The organism is Synechococcus sp. CS-1328 (assembly GCF_025128095.1).
Classification (GTDB): domain Bacteria; phylum Cyanobacteriota; class Cyanobacteriia; order PCC-6307; family Cyanobiaceae; genus CBW1002.
Window position 1 is genome coordinate 210,349 of the sequence record NZ_JAHLYT010000071.1, and the last position, 13,890, is coordinate 224,238.

A 13,890-nucleotide genomic window follows, 5' to 3' on the forward strand; every position below is an offset into this window, starting at 1 on the left:
TCAGCGTTGCTTGCCCAACGCGAGATCAAGCAGACCTGATAAGCGTTGCACAAGCCAGTTTTCCTGAGTGTTCTCAGATCTGCTTGATGCTTCAATGGCCTGCTGGTTGAGCGATGAGTTCTCCCTGTTCTTCACCTTGGATTCGCCCTTCTTGGATTGAGGAACGTCTGGTGCCTGTGTATCAGTGCTGATGGGGCTGATAAGGTTGGAAGCCTCTGAGACATGAAGCTGAGCAACTGGCAGCACTGCCACATCCTCAACTCGACGCAGACCCACCGCCAAATCAGCCTGCATCACACCAGCATCGGTGTGTTCCAGTTCCAGGGCATGGCCCAACTCATGGAGAAGAACGCTGAGCAGATCCATCCGGCCGGTTGCGTCCTCAGCTCTCGAAACTAGAATTCCATCGAGAAATTGATATTCCTCATCCGTGAGAGGAGTGCTATCAACAAACCAGCCAAACCCAGCCGCATTTGAATCAATCAGGATCTTACCCGCCTGATAAGCGCCCAACTGAAGATCCGGTAGATCAGCAATCACCACTCGGATGCTGTACAGCATCGCAAGGTCGTCGGCTGAGAGGCCTGGAGCCAAGCGCTCGATTGCTGCCCTGACCAGAGGCTGGAGTGCCTGATCCGTGACCGGTGCTATGGGTGGCAGCACGGAGGTTGGTCCTGTGCTGGCAGTGAGCATAAGAGCCTTCTTGGCCTGGCCGTTATTCGTAACAACGGGAATACTCACACTGCTACTGCTACTGCTGGTTGTAACGCTATTGGCGGGTGCAGTCGAACCCTGCAGGGCCGGAGTCTTGCCAGGGGTGCTTCCATCGATCGTGACCACTTTGGAGCTGTCATTTTCGGGCGCGCCCTGGGTGTCACGACCGGCTCTTCCATTGCCGGGCTGAGGGTCGCGGGGGCTACCAGTGTCACCACTGCTGGAAAGACCCAGCTCACCATTAGGCTCACTGAGGCTTTGATCCGCACCACTGGCCATACCCAGATCGGTGAGGAACTGTCGGATGGCGGGGGATGAAGCCCGGTTCACCGTGGGGGCACCAAAGGGGCTGAAGGGGACCAGGAAAGAGTTAAACTCGCCCCTCCAATCGAACATCCGGTCGTTACCGGTGTTGCCAATCAGCACATCGAGTCCGTTACCACCAAAGACAAAGTCTCCATCTGCGAATTCAGTAGAATCGGGAGCATCATTAAGCCCACCATTGGTATCGAGGTTGTCGTCGGCATTCATCAGGTCGTCACCAAGACCACCGAAGAGGCGATCGTTACCGGTTCCGCCGACGAGCCAGTCATTACCGGTGTCGCCGAAGATGTGATCTTTCCCATCTTCGATCTTGGCACCGGAATCATCCACGGCTTGGAAGTTGAGCAGGAACCCATTGATCTTCCGAAGCGGATCATTGGCGTCGTAGAACGACAATGTCTGTGTAGCTGCGTCGTAGCCGATCGGAGCATCATCGACCTGAGGAGTAACATCTACATAGAACGACCCTAGGGCCTCTGCTCCGGATACGGCATCATCACCAGCTCCGGCATGGATCCAGTCGTCGCCCAGGCCGCCATAGATGATGTCGTGCCCACCACTTTCCCAGGCGAGAAGCTTGACATCCTTCCGCAAGAGACCAGTGATATTGACCACAGCTCCGATGAATGGCCCCGGCAGGGAAAGAGTCGACTGAAGATTGGGCTGGGTCAGGCCGTTAAGAGGTTCAGTGCTGCCATTGCGACTTGTCAGGAGGATGCCGTCATCGCCCACGATGCCATCGACACCGCTACCACCGAAAAGTCGATCATGTCCGCTCCCACCGTAAATGTCATCATCCTGTCCATCCCCATAAAGGACATCGTTGCCAACCATTCCATGAATGATGTCATCACCTGCTTCACCGTGAATCAGATCCGAGGATCCAATATCGCTGGACACATCACCACCAAGGGTGTAGTCAAGTAATTGATAAGCGCGGGGGATGATGTTCTGAGAAGAGTCATAAATATCGTAATTGAAACTGAGATACTCGGCCTCGACGTTGCCGTTCAGCTTGACAAGACGATAGATGTTGCCATTGTCGCCGAGGATCATGTCAGCATCGCGTGCATGTCCGCTGCTGGCAGTATCGCCTGCATCGTTGCGTGAGATCTCTGTACCGGCACCGCCGAAGAGCAGGTCGGCTCCGTCGTTGCGCTGCGTGGCCAAAACCAGCCCGTAGAGATTGGAGTTGCCGCCGATGATGTCGTCCTGGCCAAGGTTGCCGAAGATCACATCGTTCTCGCCGCCACCCTCGATGTAGTCGTCGCCGTCGCTGACGCCCTCGAAAGAGGCAACCACCACCAGTGCTCCGTTCGCATCGCGGGACGCGCTGACGCCGTTGCCGGCCAGCTTGCCCAGGATGGAGCCATCGCCCTGGATCGTGTCGTTGCCGCGCTGGCCGAAGATCGCGTCGTTGTTGGCGCCACCAGCGATGGTGTCATCACCGAACAGGCCGTCCAGCCCATCCCCGATGGTGATGGTCCAGTTACTCCAGTTCGGCACATCAGCCGCGGGGCCGGAGAACTGCTTCGACAAATCGACCAGCGGGTTGCCATTGTTGTTGTAGAGCAGACCGCCGGTCAGCGAGCGGAAGCGCGGGCTGGAGTTCTCACCCGCTGCACGCCCGGTCAGTACAACCTGATCACCGAAGACGAGATCGTTATTCTCGTCGCCGTCGATGATGTCGTTGCCAACGCCACCGATGAGAATATCGTCGCCTGCATTGCCTTCGATCGTGTCATTGGCACCTGTTGTGTTCTGGGTATCAGTCGTCGAGATACTGGCCGCGCTGAGCACCGTGGGCATCAGAACCACACCAACCAGTTCACCGTTGTCACCGATGCCAAGATCCTGACCACCGCCAAGGATGATCCAATCGGCCTCATGACCACCAAGCACGATGTCGTCATTGATGCCGGTGGTGATCACGTCGGCTCCGCCGTCAGCGAGGGTTACGGTCTCGATACGACCCAGAGTGAGTGGCAGGGATCCGAACGGCATGCCGTCAAGGCTCGCCGCGGTGATCCGGCCGCTGTCGCCGATCACGAGGTTGCGGCCGTTGCCGCTGTTGATCGTGTCAGCGAAGCGGCCGCCGAGCACGATGTCATCACCACCCAGGGAGGTGATCGTGTCAGCACCGCCAGCATTGGTGGTGGAGAGGCTTTCGATCAGGTCGATATCTGCTGCATTGGTGTCAGCACCCGGAGTCGAGCTGCGCTCAGCGCGCACGTAGTCGATCTTGCCGTCATCGCCCAGGACGATGTTGTGGCCGGCATCGACCGCGATCGTGTCACCCTCATGGCCGCCCAGCACGATGTCATCGCCTGTGCCGGTGGTGATCTGATCGGCGCCACCATCACCGAAGGCGATGGTTTCCACCAGACCGACGGTGATGGGCAGTGCCCCGAAGCGGGCCAGATTGGAGTCGGCGGCGGTGATCCTGCCGCTGTCGCCGATCACGAGGTTGCGGCCGTCGCCGCTGTTGATCGTGTCAGCGAAGCGGCCGCCGAGCACGATATCATCACCGCTGCCGGTGGTGATCGTGTCTGCCCCTCCATTGCTTGAAGTGGACGTGGTCTCGATCAGGTCAATATCTGAGCGATCCTGATCAGCCACGACGTAATCGATGACCCCATGGTCGCCAATGATGATGTTGTTGCCATTTAGGTCGTCAATCTTGTCGCCTAGATGGCCGCCCAGGAGGATGTCGTTATCGCGGCCGCCATCAATGGTGTCGCTGCCACCTTTGCTCTCGATCGTGGTTTCGATCCGCTCAATGCCAGCCGTGCTGTTGATGCGGCGGATGCCAGCCGCCAGAGTGATGATGCCCTGGTCTGCCAGGATCACATCATTACCATCACCGCCGGAGAGGTTGTCGGAACCGGGTTCTGGAGTGGTCAACACCGTGAACATGGCCGCATCATCGCTCAGCCCATAGTTCTGGACTCGTCGGTTCGGCTGTTGATCTTCGGCGAATAGCCGCAGATTCATATTGAATGCAGCATCGCCGTAGATGTGATCGTTGCCGGCTTCCCCACTGACGGAGTCGTTACCGGTATTCCCCGCTATTTGGTCATCCCCTTGGCTGCCTTTGATGGTGTCGTTGCCTTCGCTGCCATCAATGATCACGCCCACGAAGCCATCGGTGTTGGCGGCCATGGCGGAGGCGTCGATCACATCGTTGCCCGGGTTGTTGAAGCTGGTGCCGTTGGGGGACACGGCGCCTGTGCTGTTGCTGTAGCGCAGCCGGTCATTGGATGTATCGCCATAAACCACGAGCGCACCTTCACCGCGGTCATTGATGGTGATCGTGTCATTCCCACCGCCGCCATGGATCGCGAGAATGGAGCGGGGATCCTGTTGCAGGTCGAGATCCTTCTCGTCGCGGTCAGCGGTGGTCTCGACAACCAAGGTTTCGTTGCCTTTACCGAGCAGAAGCTCAGTGGTTTCAAAACCATTGAAGCTGATACCACCGGAGTAGTAGCGCCAGATTGGAGCTTCATCGGTTCCTTCATTCACCTTCATGTCGCCGCCCATGCCGAAGCCGCTCAAGGTCAGACCAGGATTGGAGATGGTTCTCCCTTCGCTGTCTGTCTCCCTGTAGCTGAGGAGACCACTGTCAGCATCCTGGTTGTCGGGGTGGAAGATGGTGAGAGAATCGATGTCGTCCCATTCATCGGTTGGCAGCAACTCGCTTTCGCTTGGCTTGTTCAACTCACCGGGGAGCAGAACAGGTGTGGCAAAGCTGCGGTCGACCTCAGAGCGGCCACCCTCAATGATCAAGGCACCCTTGATCTGATCGAGGTTCTGGTCGCGGGTGGCGAACTTCTTGAGACTGCGATCTTCTGAGGATAGAGAGATGTTGGAATTGGCACCAACGCCGATTGTGTTCCAGTTGCCGTAAGTTGCTGGGTCGAATGTGACGGTATAGGTATAGGGAGTTTCAGTTGAGGCTTGGTTGAGAAGTGTGGTGGTATCCGTTTCGATCGCAAGATTGACCGTTGTCCCCGCCGATGGCTGCTTGGTGAGACGAACGCGGTAGGCATCATCGCCTCCAGCGCCCGTTGTTACTGCTGTGAACCCGTCACTTTCCTGAATGATGACCTGGGCAGCGTCGTCGTCATAGACCGTGACGTCAAGATCAAAGGTTGTGGCAACATTTGCGTAGTTGCCGTCGGCCCTGGACGAAGTGAGCGAATGTCCAATCTTCACGTCCTTCTTCCCATCCTCCGTGGTGTTGACAACGGCAGAGACGGTGACAAATTGGGCTTGATTCCAGTTCTGATTCGTAAATGTCAGCGTGTTTGTGTTGGTGGTTGTGAAGACGCCGTTGGACAGGGTCACCGTGACGATTTCATCAACTTTCGGCGCTGCCGTGAGGCTGATCGAATAGCGATCCGTGAATCCGTTGGCCCCTTCCAGCACCTCGGTGGTGGTGCCGCTGAAGCCCGAGTTATCGGCATCGATGGGGCGAATGTCAAGGCCGGCTTTGTCATTGTCGATGATATTGACATAGACATCTTTGAGTGCAAGGCCGTCAAATCTTTCGTCGCTGCTGATGATGCTGTGGCTGATCAGGGCAATGCGTTCACCCTCGGCGGCGTTGTCGTTCTCAGCTTGAATTTCAATGTCAATCTCTTCTTCCCAGTTGTCTTCGTCAACAGTTAACACAAGGGCACTGGTGAATTCTCCGATTCCTTTGCGTCGGATCAATAGGCTACGACCACCATTGGCCAGGTCCGTGGTGCTGGTGGGGCCAGCCGATACGGTGAGATAGACCGGTTGGTCGGGGGTTGGTTGTTGCAGCAGATGGATTGTGTAGCTGGAGAGAAGACCAGTCTCGCTGACCAGCAGTGGCTGGGTGGCCTGCTCGATAGCCACCAACCCACCTGTGGACGGTGAGCTGAGCAGCGTATCCACACCCGGCACGCCCACCGGTGCGTAGCTTGGATCGGTGCTGCTGAGCGTGTGGGTGATCAAGCCCGAAATCGCCTGGAGCTCGGCGCTCACGATCGGGGCGGTCACATCGCCCATCACCTTAATCTGATCGCTGCCAAGACCTCCGATGATCTTGGTGACCACAGCTTCATTGGTGCTGAGGATGAAGATCTTGTCGTCGCCCTCGAGGGCATCGAGCTCAGCCTGTTCGATGTTGTCGAAGCGCACATTGAGGCCGGCACCAAAGATGCCATCGCGCGTCACGACAAAATTGTCGTTGAACGGTGTGCCGAGCACAACGACGGTATCGAAGCCCTGGCCGCCGTCAATGTTGACGGGGGCGTTGATGGCATAGGTGATTGCGTCATCTCCATCACCTCCCTTGGCTTCGCTTTCCCCTTGCTTCGCTTCTGGGTTGGTTGGATCCGTATCGATCGTGACGAAGGCGCGGATCACGAAGGTGTCGTTGTCGCTTTCACCTTCCATGCGGAGGGTGCCCACATTGCGGTAGACGTTGAAGGTGTCGTCGTCATCGCCGCCAAAGGCCGTGGTGGCGTAGCTCACACCACGGCTCACGTAGGCGATGCCGTTCAACGGCTCATCACCACTGTCTGCGATCGCCTGGAGGATTCTCTGGCGCGTGGCTTCAGACAACGTGTCCGTGACGGGATCAAACCCCACCGGATTGAAGATGATCTCTCCTGTGTTGGGGTCACGGATGACGCCAATGATCACCGGTGTGACGTCAAAGCTGTCTCCTGGCTTGACGTTTGCCAGGGCATCACGGCGGGTGCCGAAGATCTGGCCAATCTGGAAGGTGTCATCTCCATCACCGCCATCAAGCGTGGTGATGGAGCTGTTGTCGTCCATCACGATCTTGTCGTCACCACTGAGAGCATTGATGCGTAGACGGCCGTTGATGTTCTTGTCGTAGTTGACGCGCTCGACATTTGTGAAACCTTGGCTGTCTGGGTCTGGTTCAAACCCATTGAGCAGGGCAACGAAGTTCTCACGCCCGAGGAAGGTGTCGTCTTGCTCGGTTCCATTGATGATCAGCACATCGGCGCCGCTGTCGGGAGCGCCGTTGTCGATCACGTTCACCAGGGCATTGCCCGTACCGGCCAGATTCACCGTCGTCTGGTCAGAACCTGATTCACCGTGCAGGTTGAGCAGGGCGCCGATGCCGTTGTTGTTGGTGCGTGTGAAGAAGCCATCGATCGGTTCCCTCTGCACGTTGACCTCCATGACGTCGTTGCCGGCCTGGCCGTGGATGGTGGTGAGCCCGCTGATCGTGTTGATCGCGATCGTGTCGTCGCGCTGGTTGGTGGCCTCGGTGCCGTCGCCGCCAAACACTTCTGTGCTGGCTGTGTGGGTGCTGTCGATCAGGAGCACATCGGCGCCCGTGCCGAGCCAGAGCTTGAGGGCTTCGAGGTTGCTGTAGTCAACGCCAGCGCCGAGGCCAAGACCCCGCAGGCTGTTGCCCGTCAGGGTGCCTGCTTTGGCGATGGTGTTGCCGGAGTCGTCGATCGAGAGCACATCGTTCTCATCTGCGTTCTCATTCGTGGCTTCTCCACCGTCGATCACCATCATGCCCTTGACTCCATCGACCTTGCCGATCGTGGACGCCACAGGGGTGGCAATGCCGCCGACTCCTGGCCCCTGCAGACCATCGGGATACTCTTCGGGCAACAGGGTCGCATCGGCAAGATCCAACTTGTCGTCGTTGGCTTTGCCGTAATCGCTGATGTGGATCCGGTCACTGCCGGCCTGGCCATAGATCGTGACCGTGCTGCCGGTGTTGGTGCCGCGCACACCGATGCTGTCGTCGCCGTCTTCGGCGTAGATCGTGAGCTGGCCATCGGCGTCGTTGATCTGGATCTGATCGGCACCAGAGCCGCTGAACACGTTGGTGGCCGTGGTGTGGGTGGCATTCACCAGCAGATGGTCAGCCTCTGCACTCATCCAGAGATTCAGCGTTTCCAGATTGCGGTAGTTGATGCCCTGCTCCAGCTCCATGCCCCGCAGGCTGAAGGTGCTGGCGTTCACCTGATCCAGGATCCCCGTCTTGGCGTTGGCCGCAGCGGAGTCGTCGATGTTGAGCTGATCGCTGGATCCATCGCCACCCGCATCATCGCTGCCACCATCGACCGTGAGCAGGCCATTGATGTTGGTGATGGTGCCCGTGGGAGTGGTGGCGCCATCGGTGCTGGGGCGCGACGGGGCCTGATTACTCACATTGGTGGTGTCACTCCCTGCACCGCCTTCCACCAGAACGGTTCCGTCCATGGCACGGATGTTGACGGTGTCGATTCCGTCATTCCCCTGGAGGGTGGTGCTGCTGCCTGCGTTGGTGCCGTTGACCGTGATCGTGTCGTTGTCGGCCTGGCCTTGCACCAGCAGGACGTCGTCGGCACTGTTGATCAGCACCTGGTCGTTGCCGACGCCGCTGCGCAGGGTGGTGTCCTTCTGGAAACCTGGCGTAGCACTCTTGTGGGTGCTCTCCACGGTGAAGGTGTCAACGCCGCTGCCCAGGCTGATCAGCAGGTGCTCGATGGTGCCGTACGTGATCGTCCCCCCCATGCCGAGCCCGGTGATCGTGGTGGCCGTGAGGGAGCCGCTGCGATCAACAGTGTCACCGGTGTTGTCCACAGTGAGGTGATCGCTGCCACTGGTGGGCAGATCGCCGTTGATCGTGAGATTGGTCTGGATTCCCTGCACGTTGCCGCCGCTGTTCGTGCTGCGGCTTGCGAGGGTGCCTGCCGCCTGGCTGCCCACGTTGATGGTGTCGGAATCGTCTCCTGCCTCCACGAGGGTGACATCGTTGAGGGCCTGGATGTTGACCACGTCAGCGCCTTGATCGCCCCTGAGCGTGAGCGGGGTGGTTGTTCCGCCGGTGCCGGTGGCGAAGACATTGATGATGTCGTCGTTGGCCCCGGCGTTCACCGTGGTGGTGCCGCCGATGCCACGGATGTTGGTGGTGTCCTCGCCGTCGCCCGTGTTGACGGTGACCACGCCAGCGCTGGTGTCGAGGCTGGCTGCAAGGTTCACCACGTCGTTGTCGGCGTCACCATTGATCAGCACCGCACTGCCGCTGCCGGCACCTTGGAGATTGATGGTGTCAGCACCCTGTTGCCCGAAGACGGTGAGATCGTCAGCAGCGTCGATGATGGTGATCTGATCGCTACCGGTGCCGCTGGACAGTGAGGTGGTCTTGCGTGGACTGCCGGAGTGCGTACCCTCAACTGTGAAGATGTTGCCGCCGCTGCCTAGGTTGATTTTGAGATCTTCAATCGTCCGATAGGCGATCGACCCTGTCATGTCCAGACCCGTGATGCTGTCGTGGGTTAGTACGCCCGTGTCGGTGTCGGTATCTCCGGTTTCATCAACTACCACCATGTCGCGCTCGCTGCCGTTGTTGCCACCCTCAAGGGTGAGCAGAGCCGCGATGGCATTGACGTTGCCGTCGATGTTTGTAGATGTGGTGGCCTTGCTGCCGACGTTGAAGGTGTCTGCCCCGACGCCACCCTGGATGCTGACGCCAGCGGCGATGGCCTGAACGTTGAAGCGATCGGCGCCAGCACGACCATCGATGTTGAGTTGCTGCACCGAAGCATGGGTGCCCAGGATCGTCAGATCGTCAGCACCGCTGCCCAGGTTGAGGTTCACCTGGCCAAGGGCGGCAAAGCTGATCTGCTTGCCGACGGGAACACCGACGGGCATGCCGAATTCACTGAGAACAGCCGCAGCCTCAGTGCTGGCGATCGTGCCGAGGTTGTTGGTGCTGTCACCACTCTTGTCGATCGTGAGGCTGTCGCCGGCATCGCCGCCACCGATGATGCTCAGGTTGGCCTTGATGCCTGTCAGTGCCCCATTGCTGTTGGTAGACGATGCGTTACTGCCCACGTTGATCGTGTCCGCATCTCCTTCACTCTCGATGCGGGTATTGATCGTGATGGAGTTGATATTGAAGAGATCATTGCCCGCCCCTCCTCTGACAACGAATTGGTCCTGACTACCCTGACCCGATAGTGCGAGGCTGCTGAGGCTGCTGGTTGGACCGGCGGTCAGTCCCCACGTTGCCGTGGTGGTGTCCACCAAGCGGGTGCTGGCAAGCGCAGGCGAATCCGTCAAGCGCTGGACCGTGGATGGCTCAAGTAGAGGAGCTGCATTGATCGTCACGCGATCGGCAGCACCTGATTGAATCAGGGTGACCGTGTCAGCCAATTGCTTATTGTTATCTTCGCGCAGATTGACCTCAAAACTGCCGACAGCGCTGCGGGCTGTGTCGTCGATGATGACCCTGTCAGCCCCATCGGCGGGAACGATCAACAAGGTCTCCACACCCAAAGCCGTGCCCATGTTGGCTTGTGAGCCGGGTTCGGTGTTGTAGATTCCCAGCGAAGTGCCTGTTCCAGCGAATCGCAGGACGTCTGACTTCGAGGTGCCTTTCACTTCGATCTTGTCGGCTCCATCACCACCAGTAATCGAGTCGCCAAGCAGATCGGTGATGATCCCGTAGATTGCGTCGTTGCCCGAGCCGCCTTCAATTGAATCCCCTCCGGCTCCACCTTCGATGTAATCATCGCCTGCACCACCCTTTAACGTGTCAGCGTTTGATCCACCGAAGAGGATGTCGTTCCCATCTTCCCCATCAAACACAACACGGGCGCTGCCAGCGGAGGCCAGAACGTCGTTGCCGGCACCACCTGTTGCGGTTGTTTGGATGCCGAATCCCTGGGTGAGGATCAGCTTGTCATTGCCGGAGCCAAAGTTTGCAGAAACACTTTGAACTCCAGAGTAAGTCTCTGTGTAACCGAACGCCTGAACGAGTACTTTGCTATTACCTAGATCGGTGAGTTGATAGTCTTCATTGATCTCAGTCTTGGCGACTGTGCGTAGACTGCTTCGCGCCTCTCCAACATTAAGATTGAGGACGCCGATCTCCACCTTGGCCAGCCTGGGTGGTGGCGTGGGGAAGATGCTGCCAGGAATGGTAATCGAGGCTACGGTGCCTCCACCGCAGGCCTCATCAAAGAACAGATCAACACAGCCTCGGGCATAGAGCTCCAACGTTGTTGTTGTGCTGCCGAAGACGGCCTTACCACCAAGGGTGACAGAGGCGCCGATACCGATGCCAATGATCTCGAGCCTGACCGATCCACCAACCTCAACTGTGAGGGTGTAGGTATCCCTGGTCTCATCAAAGATGTAGTTTTGGCCACTCTTGATCAGGGAGACAGTGCCATACACCTCGCCTGAAATCGAGAAGCCGGGGATGCCAAAGTACAGGCCCCCTCTCACGGAAATGCTGAACTGACCATCGGATTGGATCCAGCCACCGGCGGAGATGTCGATAGGGCCAAGGTCGCCACGGAGATTGGCACCAATTCGCCAGGTGCCTTCTCCTCCAGAACCAATATCGATATCAAAGTCACCACCGATCGAAACCACCTTGGCAACAGTGAGATCTCCAGCCATGCTGAGCTTGAAGATATCGACTGCACCCTTCGTATTGATCAGCAAGGAGCCTGATGCATCCAGGTTGAGCATCGATGTCACGTCGGCTTTGAGCGTCACGGCGGCGGTCAGGGCAATGCCGGTGCGATCGATGGAGATGGCACCCTTGGCTTCGAAATCAAGCGCGATGCCGTCGGTGCCGATCGAGAAGCTCAGATCGGCAAATAACTCAACGCTGTTGGCATCAATCCCGATCCCACCCGTGATCTGCGCCTCGGCAAAGCCGGCGAAGCTGACACGTCCGGACAGGACGGCCGTGATGTAGGGAGAGGGCGTACGGGCGTATTCCGATGCGCTGAGGTCACCACCGTTGAGCAGTTTGTTGATGGTGCTGGTTTTCGGTATGCCATCACTGCCCACAATGATGGGCTTGCGTCCATCGATGCTGTATTGATTGTTGTTGCTTCCACCCAGGCGATCAAGCAGATTGCCCGCCAGGCTGTTGACCCCAATGGCCTCGGCCTCAAGCCTGCTGATGATGGTGTCGGGCAGTGTGATGGTCTGGGTGACGCCGGTGGTATTGATCAGCAGCCTGGCGGAAACATCCAGATCGATGACCGATAGGTTGAGGCCCAGATCAATATCGAGGTCTGCCGCAAAGCCCTGGTTGTTGATCACCACAGCACCGAGGGCGCTGATGGCCACCAAGGGGCTGCTGCTCTTGCCGATGTCGGGGCCTACGCGCACATCAACGTTGGCAAACAGGGCAAAGCCTTCGTTGTCCACTTCCAGGAAGAAGACCCCTTGCATTTCTGCCAGCTTGGTGGAGCCGGCCTTGACGGTGAGCGAACCCACCATCTCCACATCGATCTGGAACTCCTCGAAGCCCAAGACGATGGGGGACTCGGGATTGCCTGTGTTGACCAGGAAACCCTGTTCAGACCAGTAGTCACCGTAGTTGTTGTTGTTGCTCTCGTAGTAGTTTCTGGCGCTCTCCTTGAAATCAATCGCGCCGACGCTGGCACCGTCTGCGCCAACTCCTACGCCGAGATTGATCTTGGCCGAGAGATAGACATCCAGATCGATGATCTTCTCGAGTTCGCCGACGGTTTGCAGCGAATCGAGGGAGAAATCGAGGGCGGCATAGGCGGCTGGATTGTTGAGATCCGTTGATACACCAACAAACAGGCCCACATTGAGGTTGTTCAGGGCCAGGCCACTGGCATCGGGATTGATCGAGCCGTCGGCTTTGATGTAGGGCCCATCCCAACCGATGAAGCCGAACACATCTGAGGCCCCCACCGTCATGGTGGTGACCTCAACGGTGTCCAGATTGCCGTCTTCATCCCGGACCAGTTGGCCGTCCATATCCCGGATGGCCACCTCCTGGGTGGGCCCGAGTTCAAAGGCGAAGTTGCCCCTGAGGGTGACAATATCCAGCACATTCAGGTTCAGCATGCCCTGGGCGCGCACCAGGGCGGAATCCATGCTCAGGTAGACCGGTGCCGTATCAGTTCCGGTTTTCACCTCATAGCCCAGCGGATCAATCTTCCCGTCTTCGTCGACATCGGCTGCCGTGGCAAGATCCAGACCGTTGGCACTACCTAGCAGCAGGGCCGCTTCGGCCACGCTGATCATGCCATCGAGGTCATCATCCAGGTAGGTGAGCAGATCGTCGTGATTGAGGATGGTGTTGCTTTCGCGTGTATCCTCACGGATTGCGGTGATTGGCGCTGCAACGGCGAGTGATTTCAGTTCACCCAGAGTGATCACCTGGTCAGCGCCGCCAAACAACGCATCCTCTTCGCTGGCAAACTGACTTGTGCCGGCAAAGTCAACAACGGGGAAGATCGGAACACCATAAATGCTTGGTGTTGATTGGTTGACCTCGATCAACAGGTTTTCGGCGTCAACTGTGACCCCATTGATTCCTTCCAGGCTGATGCCCGTGGCACTGCCTTTCATGGCGAAGTATTTGGACGGATCCAGTTTCAGCTCAGGCCTCATGAAGGCCATGCCCACATCCAGATTGTTGATCAACAGGCCTACGGACCCGTCACGGAGGCTTTCCTTCGTGCCATCAAAGGTATCGATGAAGCGATCGGTCGATCCAGTGGGATCAGCATTGGGATCTTCAACGGGATCTCCAGTAATGCCAACGAAGGCATTTAGAGAACCTCCGATCGTCATGAACGACAACGTCTTGGGACCCGTGACGTTGGCGGCCAGATTGGTCAGCAGATCACTGTCAAAGCCAAGGTCATCCGCCGCACCGATTGCCGCATCAATGGCACCGGAAGCCAGACCGCCGGTGAGTTCAACGGTCTGGGTGCGTCCCATTTCAAAGGCCAGGCTGCCCTTGAGGTAGACGAAGTTGGCGATCTCTACCTTGGCTTCTGCGACGCTGGCACTGATCAGTTCATTCTCGAATCCCAGAGTGCTGCTTGTCTCTCC

1 protein-coding gene (only partly in view) is annotated in these 13,890 nt (G+C 58.0%); it reads right to left on the reverse strand.

What is annotated here, in order from left to right; translation table 11 throughout:
* Positions 1 to 13,890, reverse strand: partial view of a DUF4347 domain-containing protein gene (locus KQ310_RS14435; protein ID WP_259722417.1) — the 3' portion only. Its footprint extends 13,323 nt past the window's final position; only the last 13,890 of its 27,213 coding nucleotides appear in the window; the start codon falls outside the window, past its right edge — the gene reads right to left on this strand; its stop codon occupies positions 1 to 3.